The 18,088-nt window shown below is 67.7% G+C and carries 24 protein-coding genes and 3 pseudogenes; 12 read left to right on the top strand and 15 right to left on the bottom strand.

Annotated elements, in window-relative coordinates; translation table 11 throughout:
• Window positions 1-12: 12 nt before the first annotated feature.
• Complete coding sequence (locus PKO50_RS09790) at window positions 13-177, top strand: general stress protein (protein WP_275629538.1); 165 nt, start codon at window positions 13-15, stop codon at window positions 175-177.
• A 431-nt stretch (window positions 178-608) separates the two neighbouring features.
• Window positions 609-881, top strand: coding sequence for a hypothetical protein (locus PKO50_RS09785; protein WP_275629537.1), 273 nt, complete (start codon window positions 609-611; stop codon window positions 879-881).
• A gap of 157 nt (window positions 882-1,038) precedes the next feature.
• On the opposite strand, the gene PKO50_RS09780 is transcribed toward PKO50_RS09785, so the two are convergent.
• Window positions 1,039-2,808, bottom strand: a complete 1,770-nt coding sequence (locus tag PKO50_RS09780; protein WP_275629536.1) for a thiamine pyrophosphate-requiring protein — start codon at window positions 2,806-2,808, stop codon at window positions 1,039-1,041.
• Between the two features lie 188 nt (window positions 2,809-2,996).
• The gene (locus PKO50_RS09775; RefSeq protein WP_275629535.1) at window positions 2,997-3,233 is read right to left on the bottom strand and encodes a hypothetical protein; all 237 of its coding nucleotides are present in this window, start codon (window positions 3,231-3,233) and stop codon (window positions 2,997-2,999) included.
• A gap of 131 nt (window positions 3,234-3,364) precedes the next feature.
• On the opposite strand from PKO50_RS09775, the gene PKO50_RS09770 reads away from it, so the two are divergent.
• The 3 genes from PKO50_RS09770 (at window position 3,365) to PKO50_RS09760 (ending at window position 4,876) form a co-directional block, all read left to right on the top strand.
• The gene (locus tag PKO50_RS09770) at window positions 3,365-3,595 is read left to right on the top strand and encodes a hypothetical protein (RefSeq protein WP_275629534.1); all 231 of its coding nucleotides are present in this window, start codon (window positions 3,365-3,367) and stop codon (window positions 3,593-3,595) included.
• Between the two features lie 76 nt (window positions 3,596-3,671).
• The gene (locus tag PKO50_RS09765) at window positions 3,672-4,142 is read left to right on the top strand and encodes a hemerythrin domain-containing protein (protein WP_275629533.1); all 471 of its coding nucleotides are present in this window, start codon (window positions 3,672-3,674) and stop codon (window positions 4,140-4,142) included.
• Window positions 4,143-4,357: 215 nt separating this feature from the next.
• Entirely contained in the window at window positions 4,358-4,876 is a 519-nt protein-coding gene (locus PKO50_RS09760; RefSeq protein ID WP_275629532.1) for a DUF4142 domain-containing protein, read from the top strand.
• Between the two features lie 22 nt (window positions 4,877-4,898).
• Here the strand turns inward: PKO50_RS09760 and PKO50_RS09755 are convergent.
• Window positions 4,899-5,156: pseudogene (locus tag PKO50_RS09755) on the bottom strand (alpha/beta hydrolase); the annotation flags it as partial.
• Between the two features lie 74 nt (window positions 5,157-5,230).
• Here PKO50_RS09755 and PKO50_RS09750 point away from each other — a divergent pair.
• A complete protein-coding gene (locus PKO50_RS09750; protein WP_275630454.1) occupies window positions 5,231-5,476 on the top strand; it encodes a DUF2934 domain-containing protein in 246 nt (81 codons plus the stop codon).
• Window positions 5,477-5,551: 75 nt separating this feature from the next.
• Here the strand turns inward: PKO50_RS09750 and PKO50_RS09745 are convergent, their stop codons facing one another.
• Window positions 5,552-5,818 carry an SDR family oxidoreductase gene (locus PKO50_RS09745; RefSeq protein ID WP_275629531.1) on the bottom strand — a complete coding sequence of 89 codons (267 nt, stop codon included), beginning with the start codon at window positions 5,816-5,818 and terminating at the stop codon, window positions 5,552-5,554.
• A gap of 230 nt (window positions 5,819-6,048) precedes the next feature.
• Here PKO50_RS09745 and PKO50_RS09740 point away from each other — a divergent pair, with 230 nt between their 5' ends.
• Window positions 6,049-6,555: a DUF4142 domain-containing protein gene (locus PKO50_RS09740; RefSeq protein ID WP_275629530.1), complete on the top strand. Its 507-nt coding sequence runs from the start codon at window positions 6,049-6,051 to the stop codon at window positions 6,553-6,555.
• A 421-nt stretch (window positions 6,556-6,976) separates the two neighbouring features.
• On the opposite strand, the pseudogene ligD reads toward PKO50_RS09740, so the two are convergent.
• Window positions 6,977-7,252 (bottom strand): annotated as a pseudogene (gene ligD / locus PKO50_RS09735) (ATP-dependent DNA ligase); the annotation flags it as partial.
• A 219-nt stretch (window positions 7,253-7,471) separates the two neighbouring features.
• Here ligD and PKO50_RS09730 point away from each other — a divergent pair.
• Window positions 7,472-7,843 (top strand): DUF3509 domain-containing protein, encoded by a 372-nt coding sequence (locus tag PKO50_RS09730; protein ID WP_275629529.1) that lies wholly within the window; start codon window positions 7,472-7,474, stop codon window positions 7,841-7,843.
• A gap of 50 nt (window positions 7,844-7,893) precedes the next feature.
• On the opposite strand, the gene PKO50_RS09725 is transcribed toward PKO50_RS09730, so the two are convergent.
• From PKO50_RS09725 to PKO50_RS09690, 8 genes are all read right to left on the bottom strand, one after another.
• Window positions 7,894-8,307: a CBS domain-containing protein gene (locus tag PKO50_RS09725; RefSeq protein WP_275629528.1), complete on the bottom strand. Its 414-nt coding sequence runs from the start codon at window positions 8,305-8,307 to the stop codon at window positions 7,894-7,896.
• Window positions 8,308-8,753: 446 nt separating this feature from the next.
• Window positions 8,754-8,969 carry a hypothetical protein gene (locus PKO50_RS09720; protein WP_275629527.1) on the bottom strand — a complete coding sequence of 72 codons (216 nt, stop codon included), beginning with the start codon at window positions 8,967-8,969 and terminating at the stop codon, window positions 8,754-8,756.
• 42 nt (window positions 8,970-9,011) lie between these two features.
• A complete protein-coding gene (locus PKO50_RS09715; protein ID WP_275629526.1) occupies window positions 9,012-9,530 on the bottom strand; it encodes a nicotinamide-nucleotide amidohydrolase family protein in 519 nt (172 codons plus the stop codon).
• A 14-nt stretch (window positions 9,531-9,544) separates the two neighbouring features.
• Window positions 9,545-9,931: a response regulator gene (locus tag PKO50_RS09710; RefSeq protein ID WP_275629525.1), complete on the bottom strand. Its 387-nt coding sequence runs from the start codon at window positions 9,929-9,931 to the stop codon at window positions 9,545-9,547.
• Between the two features lie 461 nt (window positions 9,932-10,392).
• A complete protein-coding gene (locus tag PKO50_RS09705; RefSeq protein WP_275629524.1) occupies window positions 10,393-11,760 on the bottom strand; it encodes a sodium:proton antiporter in 1,368 nt (455 codons plus the stop codon).
• Between the two features lie 10 nt (window positions 11,761-11,770).
• On the bottom strand, window positions 11,771-12,289 hold the full coding sequence (locus PKO50_RS09700; protein WP_275629523.1) for a DUF4142 domain-containing protein: 519 nt from the start codon (window positions 12,287-12,289) through the stop codon (window positions 11,771-11,773).
• A gap of 30 nt (window positions 12,290-12,319) precedes the next feature.
• Window positions 12,320-12,739 (bottom strand): low affinity iron permease family protein, encoded by a 420-nt coding sequence (locus PKO50_RS09695; RefSeq protein WP_275630453.1) that lies wholly within the window; start codon window positions 12,737-12,739, stop codon window positions 12,320-12,322.
• Between the two features lie 91 nt (window positions 12,740-12,830).
• A complete protein-coding gene (locus PKO50_RS09690; protein WP_275629522.1) occupies window positions 12,831-13,076 on the bottom strand; it encodes a hypothetical protein in 246 nt (81 codons plus the stop codon).
• Between the two features lie 197 nt (window positions 13,077-13,273).
• Here PKO50_RS09690 and PKO50_RS09685 point away from each other — a divergent pair, with 197 nt between their 5' ends.
• The 3 genes from PKO50_RS09685 (at window position 13,274) to PKO50_RS09675 (ending at window position 14,506) form a co-directional block, all read left to right on the top strand.
• On the top strand, window positions 13,274-13,783 hold the full coding sequence (locus PKO50_RS09685; protein ID WP_275629521.1) for a DUF892 family protein: 510 nt from the start codon (window positions 13,274-13,276) through the stop codon (window positions 13,781-13,783).
• A gap of 16 nt (window positions 13,784-13,799) precedes the next feature.
• Window positions 13,800-14,003, top strand: coding sequence for a DUF2795 domain-containing protein (locus tag PKO50_RS09680; RefSeq protein WP_275629520.1), 204 nt, complete (start codon window positions 13,800-13,802; stop codon window positions 14,001-14,003).
• Window positions 14,004-14,311: 308 nt separating this feature from the next.
• Window positions 14,312-14,506, top strand: a complete 195-nt coding sequence (locus PKO50_RS09675; protein WP_275629519.1) for a hypothetical protein — start codon at window positions 14,312-14,314, stop codon at window positions 14,504-14,506.
• Between the two features lie 9 nt (window positions 14,507-14,515).
• Here the strand turns inward: PKO50_RS09675 and PKO50_RS09670 are convergent, their stop codons facing one another.
• Entirely contained in the window at window positions 14,516-15,586 is a 1,071-nt protein-coding gene (locus PKO50_RS09670) for a DUF748 domain-containing protein (RefSeq protein ID WP_275629518.1), read from the bottom strand.
• A gap of 404 nt (window positions 15,587-15,990) precedes the next feature.
• Here PKO50_RS09670 and PKO50_RS09665 point away from each other — a divergent pair.
• Window positions 15,991-17,060: pseudogene (locus PKO50_RS09665) on the top strand (M42 family peptidase).
• A gap of 264 nt (window positions 17,061-17,324) precedes the next feature.
• Here PKO50_RS09665 and PKO50_RS09660 read toward each other — a convergent pair.
• On the bottom strand, window positions 17,325-18,005 hold the full coding sequence (locus tag PKO50_RS09660; RefSeq protein WP_275629517.1) for a DUF2238 domain-containing protein: 681 nt from the start codon (window positions 18,003-18,005) through the stop codon (window positions 17,325-17,327).
• Window positions 18,006-18,088: the final 83 nt, after the last annotated feature.

Here is an 18,088-nt window from a genome sequence, read left to right as displayed (position 1 = left end):
AGAGAGGTCGATATGAGCAAGTCAGGCAAGCATCACTTCGCGGACGATCCGCAGAAAGTCTGCGAGGCCGGGCGCCAGCATGGCGGCACCACCGGCGGCAATGTGCACAGCGACACCAACCGCGCGGAAAGGGCCCGCAAGGATGGCCAGCACAGCCACGGCGAAGCGCGCAAATAGACCTTGCGCGCCAAGGCTGGTCCCGGCGCGGTCGAGCGACTGCGCCGGGCGTCAATGAACGTGGGAAAAAGAGGCTTCATCCCTGAAGCAAGGCATCTGAACAAAAGAACCGAAGTGATTCTAGGTATTGGCCCGGGGCAATTCCACATTCATTGAAAATACTGTTCAAACCCATCGCAAAGCCTTGATATAGCGTGCATTCTACCATGTCATTCGTGTAATTCGCCTGATGTCCACTGGCTATCGCTGGGCTATTGCCGCCAGTTTTTCGACTTATAACCGGCAACTTTCAAAAACATCGTCAGGGTTATATTCAAAATTTCTTCATGCCGGTTTTCCGCCTTGAAATAGCCCGGGGCTTACCCTAGTTTTCCCTTCCGCAACCTGTCGGCGTCTTGCAGAAAACCAACCCCATTACGTGAAGTCGCCCGATGGAAAGATTGCTCTCCCCGCAACAGCAACTAGAGGCGGTGAACGTATTTTTGCGCCAGGTCCCCACCCTGGCCAGAGAGATAGAACTTTCACAACTTGCAAACGATGAGGACCTGGACGCCTATCGACTCAGAAAGGGCTGGGGCGAACTGTGCGCGCAAGCCAAACATTCAGGGCTGGAGCCCTGGTTGTTCGCTCATATATTGCTCGGCACCCCGAGCGAAGAACTGGAAAGACTCAAGGAGTTGCGCAGACATATGACGTTCCGCTGAAGCCGCTTCTGCGATTGCGCAGCAGCCTGTTCAACCCCTGCCGTCCAGTGCCCTCGCAACGCTCGCTTGCGCCGCGCTGGACGACCTCGCCAGCCGCTGCCGGGTCTCGCGCAGGCAGGCGATTTCCCATTCGGCCAGCGGCCTGCCTCCCCCTTCTTCAGCGACGCGCCAGCAACTGCCGCGCGCTCTGGCGCAGCACGCCCCAGCGACGGCTGTCGCCCGGCAAGGCGCCGAGCAGGTGCCGGGCCTGGTCGAAGCTGATGTGCGGCGGCAGCGGCGGCACGTCCGGGTCGGTCACGATCTCCAGCAGCACCGGGCGATCCGCGTGCAGGGCCTGTTCCCAGGCGGCGTCGACGGCCTGCGGCGCGGTCACGCGGATGCCGCGCAGGCCCAGCAGCTCGGCATAGCGCGCATAGGGGAAGTCGATCACGTCCTGGGCCGGAGTGAAGGCCGGGTCGCCGGCCAGGGCGCGCTGCTCCCAGGTCACCTGGTTGAGGTCGCCGTTGTTCAGCACCAGCACGACGAACACCGGGTTCTCTTCCCAGCGCCGGTAGTACTGCTGCAGGGTCACCAGTTCGGCGTTGCCGTTCATCTGCATGGCGCCGTCGCCGACCATGGCGATCACCGGGCGCCCGGGGTGGGCCAGCTTCGCCGCCAGCGCGTAGGGCACGCCGCTGCCCATGCTGGCCAGCTTGCCCGACAGCGAGCCGATCATGCCCGGGCGCATGCGCAGGTCGCGGGCGTACCAGTTGGTGTGCGAGCCGCTGTCACCGCAGAGGATGACGTCGTCCGGCAACTGCGCCGACAGCGACCAGAACACCTGCTGCGGGTTGATCGGCTGCGCCGGTTGCCCGGCCTGCTCCTCCAGCTCGCCCCAGCTATCCTGCACCGCGCGTTCGATGCGCCGGCGCCAGGCGCCGTGGCGCTTGGCCTTGAGCAGCGGGAGCAGGCGCCGCAGGGTCTCGCCGGCATCGCCCAGCAGCACCTGCTCGACCGGGTAGCGCATGCTGACGTTGCGCGCGTGCAGGTCGATCTGCACCGCCCTCGCCTGCCCGGGGCCGGGCAGGAACTCGCTGTAGGGGAAGGTGGTGCCGACCAGCAGCAGGGTGTCGCAGTGGCGCATCAGTTCTTCGCTGGCGCGGGTGCCCAGCAGGCCGATGGCGCCGGTGACATAGGGCAACTCGTCGGAAATCGCCGCCTTGCCCAGCAAGGCCTTGGCCACCCCCGCCCCCAGCTGCTCGGCGACCGCCTCCAGTTCGGCGTGCGCGCCCAGGGCGCCGGCGCCGGCAAGGATGGCCACCTTGCGCCCGGCATTGAGAATCTCCGCCGCCTGCGCCAGCTCCTGCTCGCGAGCATAGGGCCGCGGCGCGATGAAGCCGGCCCCGGAGAGCACGTGGCCATGCTTGCGCGGCGGCGTCTGGGCGGGCATCTGCTGCACGTCGTTGGGGATGATGACGGTGCACACCTGCCGCTCGCTGCAGGCCACGCGCAAGGCGCGGTCGATCACGTGCAGCAACTGGCCGGGGTTGGCCACCGTCTCGATGTAGGCGCTGACGTCCTGGAACAGCGTGTGCAGGTCGACTTCCTGCTGGTAGTCGCTGCCCAGGGAGGTCACCGCCTGCTGGCCGACGATGGCCAGCACCGGCTGGTGGTCCATGCGCGCGTCGTACAGGCCATTGAGCAGGTGGATGGCGCCGGGCCCGGAGGTGGCCAGGCAGACGCCGACCTCGCCGGTGAACTTGGCGTGGGCCGCGGCCATGAAGGCGGCCATTTCCTCGTGGCGCACGCGGATGTAGTCGAAATCCTCGCTGCGCCTGCCCAGGGCGCCCATGATGCCGTTGATGCCGTCGCCGGGATAGCCGAAGACCCGTTCGACGTCCCATTCGGCCAGGCGTTGGAGTAGTTGATCGGAAACTGTCTGCGACATGGCTGCCTCCTGCCGGCGGATGGCTGCGCCCGCGAAAATGCGCGCGCCCCCTCGTTGCAGGCGACCCATGGACAAGAGCGGGGTTCAGAAGAATGTGCCGAAATGCATCGGCAAGGGCGTGAATGGACGCTTGAAAAAAACACCCCGTCCCTGGGGCGTGCATATTAAGGGGAGTTCGCAATAACTATTCAGGCAGAGCCCGGCGGGTGACGCAATCGACATTGAAAAATCGAACCGATAAAGCCGATTCCCGCATATTGCATGAACAATTGCCGGTCCATGACCGCATTACGCTGATATCCAAATGATGCTACCGCTTCTTCGCGCCCAGTGAATCCGCGGCATACAGCGAATTGCTCTAAATTTGCGCGCAACGTCATATCCATAATTTCAACTGATGGCCTTTTTCGCTTGAGCCACTGCACTTACAAGCGTACTTTTTTAAATCTTCCGCTACACATTTCCCTGGATGTTTCGGGGCCTTTCCCTTCACCAGGCTTTTCTTCCCCTTCTCATGCAAAATCTATTGAACTCCACGCAGCGTCAGGCTGCCGTGGTGGAATTTCTTCGCCGCGTTCCTTCCCTGGCCCGGGAGATCGAGCTATCCCGCCTCGAGGAAAACGAAGACGCACAGGCCTACCGCCTGCGCAAGGGCTGGGCCGAGCTGTGCATCCACGCCCGCGCCATGGGCGTTGAGCCCTGGCTGTTTGCCCACCTGCTGATCGGCACCCCGGCCGAACGGATCGAGCGGTTGAAGAACACGCGCAACCCGCTACTGCCCGACTGAGCCGGCCCCTCCTCGGCTTCCTGGAACCTTTGCCCGAGACCCTTTTCGGAACAGGTACAACCGCGGAGGAATCCCCATGAATGCCATCGAACTGCTGAAACAGGACCACCAGGTGGTCAAGGACCTGCTCGCCGAACTCAGCGGCACCAGCGAACGGGCGGTGAAGACGCGCGAGAACCTGCTGCAGCGCATCGAACTCGAGTTGAAGGTGCACACCAGCATCGAGGAGCAGATCTTCTACCCCGCCTTCCGCGAGGCCGGCAGCAAGAGCGAGACCAAGCTGTACTTCGAGGCCCTGGAGGAGCACCGCGCGGTGGAAGCCCTGGTGCTGCCAGACCTGAACGACACCGCGGCGGACAGCGTCCGCTTCGCGGCTCGGGTGAAGGTGTTGCAAGACCTGCTGGAGCACCACATCCAGGAAGAGGAAGAACAGATGTTCGAGCAGGCCCTCAAACTCTTTTCGTCTGCCGAGCTCTCCCTGCTGGGCGCCCAGATGAAGGAACTCAAGGGTACGCTGAAGAGCACCTACGGCGCCTGGGCGGCCTGAGCGCCGGACGCGGCTCATGTCCTGCAGCAGCGTCGGCAGCTCGATCAGCTGCGGGAGCAACCGCTGCTTGCGCGCGAAAGCCCAGCTTCGGCGGACGCACCTCTCTGGCCGCCAAAAGGACCCGCCGAGGCGGAAAGACTGAACCCGCGCCGCCGCCCCCGTCAACCCTGTGAGCCCCACGCCCGGGGCATCCCACGGACCGATGGAGAACTGCCATGAACATTCTCGCTTTACTGCGCGGCACCCTGTTGTCGGCCGCCCTGCTGGGCGCCGCCGCGCCCCTCTTCGCCGCGGAGCCTGCCGCCCGCGACCAGGCCTTCGCCAGCGAGGCCTCCGCCGCCGGCCAGGCCGAGATCGACGCGGCCAAGCTGGCCCTGCAGAAGAGCCAGGCGGCCGACGTGAAGGCCTTCGCCCAGCACATCATCGACGACCACACCAAGGCCAACACCGAGCTGCAGGCCCTGGCCACCCGCAAGCACCTGGAGCTGTCCGACCAGCCGGGCCTGGCCGACAGGGCCAAGGCGAAGGCGCTGGACATGCGCGAGGAATCCTTCGACGCCGCCTATGCCAACAACCAGGTGGCGGCCCATGAGAAGGCCGTGCAGTTGTTCACCGAAGCGGCCGACAATGCCAGCGATCCCGACCTGCAGCAGTTCGCCCGGGTGACCTTGCCGGTGCTCCAGCAGCACCTGCAGATGGCCCAGGACCTGGCCAAGGCGCACCCTTCGAAATGAATCTCTCCGGGGCCGGCGCGCGTCAGCCCAGCACCAGGCGGTTGGCTCGCTCGCCCACCACCATTTCGGTGATCCAGCACACCAGGATGTCGGTATAGGCGTCCTAGGCCAATTCGGTGCTCAGGGCGTGATCGGCCTCGTCGATGATCCGGTGCGTCAGCGAGTGGGTCTGCTGGAAGGCGGCCCGGTAGCTGAGGAGGGTGGCGCGGGGGATGAAGTCGTCGTGCTCCGACTGCACCAGCAGCGCGTCGCCGGTGAAGGCGGCGCAGGCGCGCAGGGCCAGCCAGCACCACCGGTGCCACCCGCTCGGCGAAATCAGTGGTTCTACATGACCGATGAAGCGAGGACAGTACGATGGATCAGGACCGCGAGGCGCAGATACGCCAGAAGGCTCATGAAATCTGGGAAGCCGAGGGGCGGCCCAGCGGACAGGCCGAGCGGCATTGGCGGATGGCTCGGGAGCATCTGGGGGAGATTCTTCCGGTGGAGGCCGCCCAGGATGTGGTGCCGGCCGGGAAGGCGCGGAGGCGCCACCGGGCGGGTGATGGTGCCGAGGAATCCGCTCGCGGTTATACGCCGTTGGCCGTGCCACCGGGGTGACCGGCGTGGCCGGTGAGTCCAATCGCGGACAAAGTCCGAACTTCGCCACCTTTTCGGCGCTGAAGGTCGAGGGAATCAGCGGCATCCAGATCGGCCCCGGAGCTCCTTCAGGCGCCGGGCCACCTCGGCGCAGAAGGCGCCGTCGGCGACGTCGCCGGCCAGCACCAGGCAGTGCTGGCCGCAGGCCTCGATCAGTTGGCAGGTCTTGGTCGCGTCCTCTGTTTCCTCCAGGTACAGCAGCATCACGTCGGCGCCCTCGCGGGCGAAGGTCAGCGCCACCTTGCCCTCCAGCTTGCCGGCGGCGCGGTAGCTGTCCGAGGCGAATTCCGGCGGCGGCTGCATGACCTCCTCGCGGCCGGGCTGCCGGTCCTGGTGCTGGGCGGTAGGTTGTCGCTCATGGCAGGTTTCCCCCGCTTCGTGGCGCGGGACCGTGGCCCCGCCGGTCACAGGATTCGGCCGGCCGGGGGCGGCAGAATTCAGCCTTTGCGCCAATGACCCAGTGGCCGCGTTTTCTGAACCTGCGCCGGCGGCGGGCGTCCACCGAGCACAGTCCACCACCGAAGGAGAGGCCCATGGCCGCGCGCATATTCCTGCTGCTGTTCGCCTGCCTGTGCGGTATCGGCCTGGCGAGCGCCGCCCCCGCCGGGAATCCCCACGCCAGCTTCGTCGCCAGCGCCCTGGCCAACAGCCAGCAGCAACTGGCCCGCGCCCGCCTGGCCCTGGACCACGGCCACACCACGGCGGTGCGCGACCAGGCCCAGGGGCTCATCGACCAGCACCAGCGCCTGCTGGACGACCTGCGGATACTGGCGCGCAAAAAAGGCCTGCTCCCTCCGCGCGACGAAACCCACGAAGCCCACGCCATCCAGGCCCGCCAGCAACTGGCCGACAGCCAGCGCTTCGACCGCGACTACGCCGAGGCGCAACTGGCCAGCAGCCGCCAGGCGGTGGAGCTCTTCGACCACCAGGCCAACGACGACAGTGATGCCGAACTGCAACGCTTCGCCCGTCACTGGCAGCCGCAGCTGTACTACCAACGGGAGATCGCGCAACAGTTGCTGGATGGGGAGAAACCGTGAGGTGAGGTAGCGCCGGTGAGCCTGATCACGGGGAGCTTCGTGGTTCCACATCGCGCCGAACGATCCCTCTCCAGCTTGCGGGGAGGGTTAGGAGGGAGACGGAGTCAGGGTTGGCAGAGGTGTGTAGCCGAAGTCCCGTTCCCCCTCACCCCAGCCCTCTCCCAGAGGGGGAGGGGTTCGGCGTGGGCGATGGATTCGGAGTCATCCTGAGACGCCTAACCCTCCTTCGTCAGTGACGTAGGGCGAATAACCGTTCGCGGTTATCCGCCGATACACCGATGTCATAGCCAACGCCAGGGTCAACCTCGGAGCCGCTGGAAACCAAGGTCAAATGGCGGATAACCCCGTAGGCGTTATCCGCCCTAGAGCCCCTGGGAAGTAAGGAGCGGACCCCGCCCGCAATCCCCCCCGGCGCCCTTGATCAGCGCTCCTCACCCAAGAGCTCCCACATCCGCCGTGTCAGGCGTTGCCGGCCATCCCCCCAGCCCGCCCAGGGATCGTCCTTGTCCTCCAGCGCCAGGCGCTCGTCGATATTGCCGACCGACGCGGTTCTTCGGCCCGCGCTGAAGCGGTCCGGCATCTGCTTGGCCAGGTGGCGGGTGATGGCGTGGGCGAAGTCCTTGACCTCGTCCCAGACGTGGCGGCGCTCCAGCGATACCAGTACGTGCATGCCCTTGCCGCCGCTGGTCTTGAGGAAGCAGGCTCGGCCGGCGAAACCGCGCCTGGATGACATTTCGCCATCACCCTGGCATGCAGTAAGGCGCCGGCCGGGCCCGCCGCTTTGCAATGCGCAAGTATCAAAGGGCCATCTCTTCAGCTGAAAATTCAACTTAAACAGTCAGTTAGGAGCAGTGGAAAGGGCGGGACGATTGCTGCAAAGGCATCGGCGACCCAACCAACACACAGGGAGTACGTCATGCCTGCCATCTCCAACGCTGCCATCGAATACCTGCAGAACCAGTTCCGCGCCTATTCCCCGCGATTCTCCAGTCGCCCCGACGGCTCGGTGCTGATGGACCTGCACGATGCCAACGGCGAGCGCATCGCCCTGCGCGTGCTGCACAAGGAAGAGCAGGAAAACGAGGTTCTGCTGAACAACCTGGTGGAGCGCATCCGTCGCGACCTGATCACCGAGTCGGGCCCGCTGCGGCCGGACAACGTCGAGTGGTTCCTCAAGCGCATCGAGCTGCGCACCTTCGTGCCCGGCAACTACCGGCACCGCCCGCGCAAGATAGTGGTCGCCGGCGAGCGCCTGCGCGCCCTGGCCGAGCGCAACCCACGCTGGTAGGGCCCCGCCCCGCCGCCGGCATGGCCGGCGGCGGGGATCGGCGCTCACGCTCAATGCGGCCGCGCCACCGCCCGCAGCAGGTTTGCGCCCAGCTTGTCGGCGTTGCAGCTGGCGACGTTGGCCAGGGAGACCACGCCCACCAGGCGTTTCTGGCGGTTCACCACGGCCAGGCGGCGCTTCTCGATCTGTCCCATGTTCTTGGCCACGTGGTCCAGTTCCTCGTCGTCGAAGCAGTAGCAGACGCCGGGGCTCATCACCTCGCTGACCGCCGTGCGCCCATCCAGGCCATCGGCCAGGCCGCGCACCACCAGGTCGCGGTCGGTGACCACGCCGGTCATGCGCTCGCCCTCGCCGACGATCAGGGCGCCGATGTCGGCCTGGCGCATCAGCAGCGCTGCCTCCTGCAGGGTGGTGGTCGGGTCGATGGTGCGGACTTCGCGGCTCATGACTTCGCTGACTTTCATCGCTGTTCTCCTGAAGGGTGGACTCACCTGTGTGGAAAGTCCGCCGCCGCCAGGGTTCGAAGAATCCGCCAGAGCGTCAGGCGTGCACCGTCCACTGGCAGGTGGAACCGGCGATGCGCATGGCGTCCACCCGCTCGATCAGGCCTCAGGCGATGGCTTCCTGCGCCCTGAGGATGCAGCGGTGGTTCCCAGGGCGCGGAGCTGTCGTTGCGCATCCTCGAAATCGCCCTCGGCCGCTGACTTCGGCGGCAGTCTGCTGCTCTACACCGGTGCCACGGTAATCGACGGCGAGGCGCCGCTGTGGCGCCAGGCGAGCCGGCTGGGATTGGCGCTACGAGGAGCTGGACCCGGACGTGTTTTGGCGAAGAGCAGGAAGTCCCCGCCTACCGCCAGGTGGAACGTATCGCTGCCGTGCTGCTGAGCTTGCGGCGCCTGGCCTGAAGGCCTCAGGGCTGGCGGTAGTGCCCTGGGGTGGTGTCGCGCTCCTGGCTACGCTTGACGCGGCTCACCTGTACGTCGCTGATGCGCGCGGCGGGGCCGTGCAGCCCCAGCAGGAAATCCAGCGCCTCTTCGGCATCGAGGTCGCCGTCGCGGTGCAGTTCCAGGGTGGTGGGCTGGTCGTCGAGGATGTAGCTGACCAGGTACAGGGGTTTGCTACCCATGAGGGCCTCCTTCGCGAAGGTGGTTGCGGACAATGGCCGGGCTCAGGCCCGTTCGCCGTGGCAGGCGCGCCGGTGGTAGTCGGGCAGCGCCAGCAGCGCAGTGCGGATGGCCTGCATGCGCATCTGCTGCGGGTCACCGCGCAGGTGCTCGCAGCGGCTGAACAGCGTAAGCCCGTCGCGCAGGCGGAAGGCCCAGGCGAAGCACAGGGTGCCGGGCTCGATGCCGTCCTTGGGCTCGCAGCCGAGCAGGCCGGTCACTGCCACCGACACGTTGGCGTTCGGGTGGCGCAGGGCGGCCTCGGCCATGCCCCGCGCAACCTCCTCGCTGGTGAGGTTGTAGTTCGCCAGGCACTGCTCCGGGACGCCCAGCATGTGGCGCTTGGCGGCCACCGAATAGACCATCCAGCCGCCTTCGAGCACCTGTGCACTGTCGGCCGCGGCGGCCAGTTCGGCGCAGATCTGCCCGGCGCTGCAGGACTCGGCTGTCACCAGCTTCAGGCCGGCCTCGCGCAGGTAGGTCACCAGCGCGCGGCCCTCGGCTTCGTTCAATGCTGCCGGCATGCCCTGTTCCTTCTTCACAACCACGGCTGCACGGGTGGGCTGTGCAGCGCCACGTCAATGGCCAGGCCCAGTTCGTCCAGGCCCACCGGCTTGAGCAACACGGGGTAGGAACGGCCGTGGGTGGCCGAACGCTGCGGGTCCTGTGTCAGCACTAGTACCCGCGTCAGCGGGCGCAGCGGTAGGGACGACTGAATCAGCGCCGGACCGGTGTGCGGGCCGGCGAAGGGTTCGTCCACCAGCATCATGTCGATCACCACCGAGGACGCCAGGTGATCCAGCGCCTGCTCCGTGTCACCGGCACTGAGCACCGCGTAGCCGCGGTCCAGCAGCAGCTGTTCCAGGCGCCATAGCTGGTCGGCCTGCTCGGCGAGCAGCAGCACCACCTTGTCCGTTTCGCTCATGCCTCGTCCCTCCTGTCGGTAAATGGAGCCTTTGCACTACCAGGCAGGAACCGAGCAAGAACCACGCCCACCCGCCGCCCGGGAGCGGAGCCCGGCGCAGAGCGCCTGCGCCACGCCGCATGGCAGGGCGACATCAGCAGAATGCGCTGCCAGCCTCGCCAGGCGCTGCAAAATGCCCAGCGCGGCTGCCGGTGAGCTGGCCGGCACCAAGCGGCGCTGCCGCAGTCGCAGCAATAGAGCGGCCAAGCGAAGGTACCCGCCATGACAGGGCCCCCCGTCCCCTCCCGGCCGAGCCCGCGGAGGAGTTCAGCGAACGCAGCTACCCGGTCGACGAGCACATCGCCGGCCAGCGTCGGGCCTGCGCGAGGAAGACATCCTCCTCGCCGCGCGCCAAACCCAGGCCCTGGAGCGCATGGAACAGATCCGCTTCGCCATCCTCGAGAAGAACAGCAACATCTCCATCATTCCCGAGAGCGACAGCTGAGCTGGGCGCGCTCGTAGCGTTCGAGCAGCGGCTGGGCGCTCAGCCCGTGCAGGCAGATGCTCAGCGCCACCACGCTCAGCACCAGGTCGCTGGCGGTACCCAGCGCCTGCGGCGAACCGGCCTGGTTGAGCGCGTGGCACAGGTAGAACAGGCTGCCGATGCCGCGGATGCCGAACCAGCCCAGCAGCCAGCGCTGCCGCGGCGCCAGGGCGCGGCGGCTGACCAGCAGCCAGACCAGCGCCGGGCGCAGCAGGCAGAACAGCCCCAGCGCCAGGGGCAGCGCGCGCCAGTCCCAGTGGTGGGCCAGCAGCGCGCCGAGCAGGGTCACCAGCAGCAGCGCCAGGGAGCGCTCCAGCAGGTCGCCGAAGGAGAGGATGTCGAGCATCACCGCCCCGGCGGCGACCTTGGGGTGCTCGGCGCGGTCCGCGCCGAAGGCGATGGCGCCGTGGGCCTGCCCCGCCTCGCGGACGTGCGCGGCCTCGGCCTGGGCTTCGGCCGGGTCCTCGCGCGTGCCGATGGTGGCCACCTCGGCGTGACGCAGGCCGATGCCGGCCGCGAAGCAGGCCAGGAAGCCCCAGCCGCCGAGGCTTTCGGCGCCCACGTAGGACAGCGCGATCAGCGCCATGGCGAGGAAATCGTTGGCCGACACGCTGGTGTCGGTGTGCCGGGCGCGCAGGTGGATGGCCAGCCGCCCTACCCCGTAGCCCAGGCAGTAGCCGGTGAGCAGCCCGGCGGGAATGGCCCAGCACACGTCCAGCAGCAGCCAGTGCGGCAGTTGCCGGAGCAGCGCCGGGGCGCCGCCGGGGGGCTCGCTGAGCAGCAGGAAGGCCGCGCTGACGAACGGAAAGGCCACCCCGTCGTTCAGCCCGGCCTCGCCGGACAGGCCATAGCGCAGGCCGTCGTCGTCGCTGGCGTCGTCGACCTGGACCAGGCTCGCCAGCACCGGGTCGGTGGGCGAGAGAATCGCCGCCACCAGCAGCGCCAGGCCCCAGTCCAGGCCCAGCAGGTAGTGCGCCAGCGCCGCGCCGCCGGCGATGCAGCCCAGCAGCACCGGCCCGGCCAGCTGCCAGGTGGCGGTCCACACCGGCGAGCGCAGGCTCTGGCGCATGCGCAGCCCGCCGATGAACAGCGAGATCAGCAGGGTGGCCTCGGCCAGGTGCTCCAGCCAGGGGCTGATGCGGCCGATGTCCGCCTGCCACAGGTCCAGCCCCAGCGGGCCGATGGCCAGGCCGAACAGCAGGTACAGCAGCGAGGAGCTGACCGGCAGCAGGCGCAGGTAGGCGGAGCTCAGGCCGAGGGTCAGCAGGATGCCGCCGAGCACCAGCAGCCACTGGTTGAAGCCCATGGGCCGGCACTCAGTCCGCGGCCGGCGGGTGTGCCTCGCGCAGGGCCCTGGCCGCGCGCAGGTCGTCCTCCAGGCGCGGCAGGCTGGACTTGGCGAAGGCTTTCAGCTGCGGGTCCACCAGGTTGCGCGCGGCATTGCGGTACTGCTCGATGGCGCGCTCGTACAGTGCCACCTCGGCCTGGGCATAGGCGGCGTCGAAGGACGCCTCGCGCACCCCCAGCAGGGCCTCGCGGGCCTGGTCCGCCAGGCCCGGGTCCTCGCGCGGGGCGAGCTTCTCGCCGTGGGCCAGGGAGGCCAGCGCGGCACGCTGTTCCTCGTGGCGGCCGACCATCTCTCGGGCATAGGCCTGCACATCCGCGGCGCGGCTCTTGCGCTGGGCCAGCTGGCCGCTCCGGATCGCCGCCGAGCTGATGCCGGTGGCGGCCTCGACGAAGTCCTGCGGGGCCGAGACCGGCATGTCCAGCGCCAGGGCCGGCCCCTGCAGGCACAACAGGGCGCAGCAGAGACAGAAGGTGCGAAGGCTTGGCATGGCGGGGCTCCTCGGCAGGTCGGGTGGGTGTCAGCGCGCTGGCGGCGGGTCGTCCTCGGCCTGCTCCTGGTCGGCCACGCCCTGGGGCGTATCCCCGGCGCAGGCGCTCTCGCCCATGCGCTGGTAGGTCTCGCGCAGCTTCTGCAGCTGCTCGGCGTCCAGCTCGTCCAGCCCCATCAGGGCGTCGTGGGCCGCGTGGGTGGTGCGCAGCAACTCGTCGATCTTGATGTGCAGGGCGTCGGTGTCGCGGTTCTGGGTGTTCTGGATGAGGAACACCATGAGGAAGGTGACGATGGTGGTCGAGGTGTTGATCACCAGTTGCCAGGTGTCGTTGAAATGGAAGAAGGGCCCGCTGACGGCCCAGACCACCAGCAGCGCGCAGGCCACGGCGAAGGTCGGCGGGCGCCCGGCCCATAGCGACAGCCACTGGGCGAAGCGGGAAAACGACAGCCCGCCGGGCTTTTCCCGCTCGGCTCCAGCCGCGGCCGGGGATACCTCGTCGGTCCCCGGTGCGGCTGCCTTCGCCGCTCGCCCCGGCCGCTCAGCCCGGGCGCTTCTCATCGCTGATCCCCTGGATGTCGATGTCCTCGGGCGAGTACTCCGCCGTCGACGCCGGGGGCTTCTGCACGCACCCCTCGTCGTCGCTGCCCTCCTCGGGCGTCTCGATGACCGGGCCGGGCCGGCGCGGTTCGCCCTTGCGCTCACGCACCGGCGCCTTCGGCGGGTCGTCATGTTCGGCCACAGGGCCAGGGCGGGGTTTCTGCACGATGTGGTTCTTGTCGCTCATCACGTTCTCTCCCGGGGCCGAGCCCCCAAAGCCTCTGGTGTCGCCCTCGGTGGAAAAGCGCCGCGGCCGGGAGTTCAGAAGATCTCCCCCGGCGGCAATCGTTTCCCCACCCCGGCGCCCGGTCGGGCAAACAATCTGAACGCCCCCCGGCCGCGTCCCCTCCTACCAGGCACATCCCACCCGAGGAGGACCATGCGATGACAAGCAAGAAAGACAACCTGCTGGACTGGCTACGCGACGCCCACGCCATGGAGCAACAGGCCGAACGCATGCTCAAGGCGCAGGCCGAGCGCCTGGAGCACTACCCGCAGTTGAAGACGCGCATCGAGGCGCACCTGCAGGAAACCCTGGAACAGCAGCGCCTGCTGGAGGGTTGCCTGGAACGCCTGGGCAGCAGTCCCTCCACTCTCAAGGACGTCGGCGCCAAGCTGATGGCCTTCGCCCAGGGCATCGGCGGCATGACCGTCAGCGACGAAGTGGTCAAGGGCGCCATGAGCGGCTACGTGTTCGAGAACGTGGAGATCGCCGCCTACACGGTATTGATCGCCGCCGCCCGGGCGCTGGGCGACGCCCAGACCCAGGCCGTGCTGGAACAGATACTGCCGCAGGAGGTGGCCATGGCCGAGTGGCTGCGCGGTCACCTGCCGGAGCTGACCCAGGCGTTCCTCGCCCGCGACAGCACCCCGGACGCCGAGGCCAAGCGATGACTGCCGGGAGGTGAACATGACCCAAGGCATCGGCGGCAAGTCGCCCGCCACCATCACCCCGTACCTCAAGGGCATCGATTTCCCGGCCAACCGGGAAATGCTGGTGGACCAGGCCCGCGGCAACGGGGCCGACAGCAGCGTCATCGAAACCATCGGCAAGCTGCCCGACAAGGACTACGAAAACATGGCCGACGTGATGGCCTGCTACAGCGAAACCTGAAACGCGCTGGAAGAACCTGGCAACCGGCCGTTGCCAGGTTCTTCCAGCACGGAGCTATTCGTGTGCGCCTCGCCATTTTCCTGAAGTTCTCCCGCCTCGCCCCGACAAAAACTACTCATACGCATCGATAAGGGGAACAGCATGGCGTCGCTGAATGCCTGGCTTCGGGCACCTGCCGCTGGTGGCCGCCGCCCTCGTCGTATCCGCTCTGCTGCGCTTGCTCATCGGCTCCCCTGAGAAAGCGCCTGGATGCCAGAACGAGCCAGTGGGCCCGCCATGCCTCGGCAATCGCCAACAGAATCAGCGACGTGTTCGCGTCACTCTCGACCGGCTTCGACAAGCCCTTCGAGATCAGCGACTTCGTCGTGTCGTGCAGCAGCAGATCAACCTGGCTTCTGGCCGGGGTGAAGGAGTTGGGCGCCGGCCGATTCCCGCGCAGCCAGGAACGTCATTTCGCCCACCCGCAGGCGCAGAACGACAGGCAGGATTCAACCAGCCATTGAGGAGGCGTTTCAGTCCGTGGGCGTGGAACGCTCATAGCGCGCATTGAACGCCTGGATGAAGGCGTTGCGCAGAATGCCGAGGAAGGCCTGGAACGCGCTGACGTCCCGGTCATGGATGTTGCCGCTGAGCTCGACGCGGGTCGCGAACTGGTCCTTGCGCTGGTTCTTCAGCAGCGTCTCGCCGCCGCCCACCAGCGCCTCCCAGATGGAGCGGAACAGGCCCTTGTCCTTCTCCTCCACGTCCTGCTGCCAGTTGAACACGTCGACGTCGCGCAGCAGCGGCTTGATGTAGCCGCTGAGCCGGCCCTTGTCCGCCCTGGCCTCGATCACCAGGGTGCCGTGGCCCTGGTTGAAGTCGAACCTGCCGTAGGCCGCGGCGAAGTCGTTCACCCGCCGCAGCTCCACGTCGCTGGCGCGCAGGCGCAGCTCGAAGTCCTCGAAGTTGGCGAAGGGGTCGAAGAACGCCTGCACTTCCAGCGGCGCCTGGCCGAACAGCTGGGCGTGGCCTTCGAAGCGGGCCACCCGCTCGCCCTTCTCGTCCCTCACGTTGGTCAGGTTGTACAGGCTCGCCTGCACCGCGCTGGCGGTAAGGTGCACCGGCGGCCTGGAGCGGTAATTGCGGAAGTGGATGCGGCCGTCGTCGATGCGCACCTCGTCCAGGGTGATGGGCAGCAGCTTGTCCAGCTGCTCGCGCCAGTCGGTGCCGGCGCCGCTCTGGGAGTCCTGGCGGTCGCCGCCGTCGACGAAGTTCAGCTGCGGCCGCAGGAACACCACCCGCGCCACGATGCCGTGGTCGTACCAGAGCGCGTGCCAGCTCACCGAGAGGTCGATCACCGGCGCGTCCAGCAGCGGCACCGGCACCTTGCCGTTGACCTTGACGATCTTCAGGCCATTGATCCGGTAGGCCCCGCGCCACAGCGCGAGATCGACGTCGGCGAGCTGGCCGTGGTAGTCGCCCATGCGGTCGAGCTTGCCATTGAGGTAGTCGCGGATCACGTAGGGCAACGCGACATGCGCGACCAGCAGCAACGCCAGGATCGCCAGGACGCTCGACAGGAGCAGGCTGTAGCGTCTTTTCATCACCGCCTCCGGAGCTTCTATGGCAGTGGACTGGCGCAGCGGACGGCGAGTTCAGTGCGTTACCCTAGCCCTCCAGCCGTTGGAGGTCCGGCATGGCCGGTGAATCTAATCGCGGACGGAGTCCGCTCCTACGCCCCTGCTTCCCTGAGCCGTAGGAGCAACTGTCTTACCGACCGTGCCGAGGTGCTCTTCGTAGAATGGGTTGAGCCTGCGAACCCCATGCGGTGGCGGTGATGGGTATCGCTTCGCGATACCCATCCTACGAGGAGACTTGCACCTGCCTGTAGGAGCGGACTCTGTCTGCGATGGAGCCGCCTCCCTGCCAAAGGGCACCCGGCGGACCGGCGGAACCTCGGCCCAGCCTGCGGGTCGGCAGACGACAGACCCCACAGGAGAAGGCCTCGATGAACGATCCCAGCCATGCCCTGAACGGTAGCGGCAACCGCCTGCTGGATGAACTGCTCCTCGCCCGGGGGCCGGGTGGGCAGGAAAACGAAGTGCGCGCCGTGTGCCATGCCGAGCTGGTCAAGTACTGCGACCGCGTCTGGACCGACGCCGTCGGCAACCTGGTCGGCCTGATCGCAGGCGCGAGGGAAACAGGCCCGGCGGTGAAGGTCATGGCCCACCTGGACGAGATCGCCATGATCGTGAAGCGCATCGAGGAGGACGGCACCTTGCGCGTGGTGGCGCTGGGCGGGGCCAACCCGGTGAACTTCGGCGTGTGCCCGGTGGACATCCTGGCCGAGGGGACGGTGCTGCCCGGCGTGCTGTCGTTCGGCTCGATGCACGGCACCCGCGAATCCTCCCAGGGCAAGGACGTGCAATCCGGCGCGGTGCACTGGAAGGACGTGCACATCGTAACCCGCCTGAGCCCCAGCCAATTGCAGGCGACCGGCGTCCGGCCGGGCACGCGGGTCGTGCTGTCCCGCCACTGGCGCCAGCCCTGGCGGGTCGGCGACGCCGTCGCGGCGCATTTCCTCGACGACCGCGCGCCGCTGGCAGCCTGCATCGAGGCGGCCGCGCTGCTGGCCGCGCGCAGGGCGGAACTGGCCTGCGACCTCTACCTGGTCTTCACCACCATGGAAGAGGAATCCAACTCCGGCGCCATGTACGCTGCGCGCACGTTGCCAGGCGACGTGGCCATCGCGGTGGAGGTCGGCCCGGTGATGGCCGAATACGCCACCCGGCTGAGCGTCGACCCGATCATCAGCACCGGCGACCAGAAGGCCTACTACACTCGCGCCGTCGCCGAGCAGTTGCACCGCGCCGCCGTGCGCTGCGGTTACCAGCCGCAGTACGCGCTGCTGCTGGACTTCGCCTCGGACGCCAGCGCCGTGCTGGCCAGCGGCGTCTGTCCGCAAAGCGCTGCCTGGCGATTCCGACCGAGAACACCCATGGCTACGAGCTGATCCTCGCCGACGGCATCGGCGCCTGCGCCAGGACGCTGGCCCAGTACCTGGTGGACTGCGCATAGCTCCTCCCGTCAAAAGGCGCCGCGCCGTCTGGCTTGCCACGGCGAGGCGAACTATCCCTATAGGTGCACGCCGACTTTGTCTGCAGTCATGGCCTGGAGAGGGAACTTATGGCACAACCCCATCGCCCCGCTTTCTGGATCCTGCTTTGTGCCTGGACCATCGCCTCCATGGCCCTCGCCTGGGTGTCCTGGCTGATACTCGGCTACTTGCAACCCAGGTGACCCCGCCTCGCTGGCGCAGCCAGGATGAAGACGTCTGCCGTGTCACACCGCTTGCCGCCCTCCTCCCCGCGGGCGTCTCTTTGCCAGGCCCCGGGCGCCCAAGGCCAGTAGCGCGCCGAGGCCGGCCAGGGCCATGTCCTTCTGCGCGTCCCAGGCGTCGTCCTGGGTGCCGAGGAAGGCCGCCGACTGGTCGCCGCCCAGGTATTCGCCGCCCACCCACTCGGCCAGCTCGTAGAGCGCCGAGGTGGCCATGACCAGGCTCAAGGCGAAGGCCATCGCCGTCCAGCGGCCCAGCCGCAGCTGGCGCCGCAGCCACTCGTCGGCCGGCAGCACCAGCAGGCCGTAGCTCAGGTGCACGAAGCGGTCGAACTGGTTGCGCCGCCAGCCCAGGGCGGCATCCAGCCCCGTGCTGGTCCAATGGCGCCACAGCGCGTCGTAGGGCACTCGCGAATAGGTGTAGTGGGCGCCGACCTCGTGCAGGGCGAGGAACCCCAGCAGCAGCCACCAGTTGCCCCGCGACAGCCGCAGCCAGGCCGGCCGCCACAGCGCCAGGCCCAGGCCGAAGGCAACCAGCAGGTTCTCCAGCAGCCAGTCGCCGCGGTCCAGCGGGGCGATGCCCAGCAGCGCCACCCACAGGCAGGCGGCGGCCAGCAGGCCCGGCGACGCGGCGCCGGAGGGCGCGGCGGTCCAGCGGGAACCGGCCTTGGCGGCGGGTATCGGCATGCGCGCACCTCCGCGAGCCACTTTCCCGGGTGGACCGGGCACCGCCCGCCGTCGTTCAGAGTTTCCGCCGCGGGGCCGTCGGA

It is taken from the genome of Pseudomonas sp. 273, assembly GCF_029201425.1.
Taxonomy (GTDB): Bacteria; Pseudomonadota; Gammaproteobacteria; order Pseudomonadales; family Pseudomonadaceae; genus Pseudomonas; species Pseudomonas delhiensis.
This window is presented reverse-complemented; position numbering and strand designations above follow the sequence as displayed.

Coding starts and splice junctions, on each gene's coding strand:
- PKO50_RS09790 (WP_275629538.1), top strand. CDS start 13: ATGAGCAAGTCAGGCAAGCATCACTTCGCGGACGATCCGCAGAAAGTC.
- PKO50_RS09785 (WP_275629537.1), top strand. CDS start 609: ATGGAAAGATTGCTCTCCCCGCAACAGCAACTAGAGGCGGTGAACGTA.
- PKO50_RS09780 (WP_275629536.1), bottom strand. CDS start 2,808: ATGTCGCAGACAGTTTCCGATCAACTACTCCAACGCCTGGCCGAATGG.
- PKO50_RS09765 (WP_275629533.1), top strand. CDS start 3,672: ATGAATGCCATCGAACTGCTGAAACAGGACCACCAGGTGGTCAAGGAC.
- PKO50_RS09760 (WP_275629532.1), top strand. CDS start 4,358: ATGAACATTCTCGCTTTACTGCGCGGCACCCTGTTGTCGGCCGCCCTG.
- PKO50_RS09750 (WP_275630454.1), top strand. CDS start 5,231: ATGGATCAGGACCGCGAGGCGCAGATACGCCAGAAGGCTCATGAAATC.
- PKO50_RS09745 (WP_275629531.1), bottom strand. CDS start 5,818: ATGCAGCCGCCGCCGGAATTCGCCTCGGACAGCTACCGCGCCGCCGGC.
- PKO50_RS09740 (WP_275629530.1), top strand. CDS start 6,049: ATGGCCGCGCGCATATTCCTGCTGCTGTTCGCCTGCCTGTGCGGTATC.
- PKO50_RS09730 (WP_275629529.1), top strand. CDS start 7,472: ATGCCTGCCATCTCCAACGCTGCCATCGAATACCTGCAGAACCAGTTC.
- PKO50_RS09725 (WP_275629528.1), bottom strand. CDS start 8,307: ATGAAAGTCAGCGAAGTCATGAGCCGCGAAGTCCGCACCATCGACCCG.
- PKO50_RS09720 (WP_275629527.1), bottom strand. CDS start 8,969: ATGGGTAGCAAACCCCTGTACCTGGTCAGCTACATCCTCGACGACCAG.
- PKO50_RS09715 (WP_275629526.1), bottom strand. CDS start 9,530: ATGCCGGCAGCATTGAACGAAGCCGAGGGCCGCGCGCTGGTGACCTAC.
- PKO50_RS09710 (WP_275629525.1), bottom strand. CDS start 9,931: ATGAGCGAAACGGACAAGGTGGTGCTGCTGCTCGCCGAGCAGGCCGAC.
- PKO50_RS09705 (WP_275629524.1), bottom strand. CDS start 11,760: ATGGGCTTCAACCAGTGGCTGCTGGTGCTCGGCGGCATCCTGCTGACC.
- PKO50_RS09700 (WP_275629523.1), bottom strand. CDS start 12,289: ATGCCAAGCCTTCGCACCTTCTGTCTCTGCTGCGCCCTGTTGTGCCTG.
- PKO50_RS09690 (WP_275629522.1), bottom strand. CDS start 13,076: ATGAGCGACAAGAACCACATCGTGCAGAAACCCCGCCCTGGCCCTGTG.
- PKO50_RS09685 (WP_275629521.1), top strand. CDS start 13,274: ATGACAAGCAAGAAAGACAACCTGCTGGACTGGCTACGCGACGCCCAC.
- PKO50_RS09680 (WP_275629520.1), top strand. CDS start 13,800: ATGACCCAAGGCATCGGCGGCAAGTCGCCCGCCACCATCACCCCGTAC.
- PKO50_RS09670 (WP_275629518.1), bottom strand. CDS start 15,586: ATGAAAAGACGCTACAGCCTGCTCCTGTCGAGCGTCCTGGCGATCCTG.
- PKO50_RS09660 (WP_275629517.1), bottom strand. CDS start 18,005: ATGCCGATACCCGCCGCCAAGGCCGGTTCCCGCTGGACCGCCGCGCCC.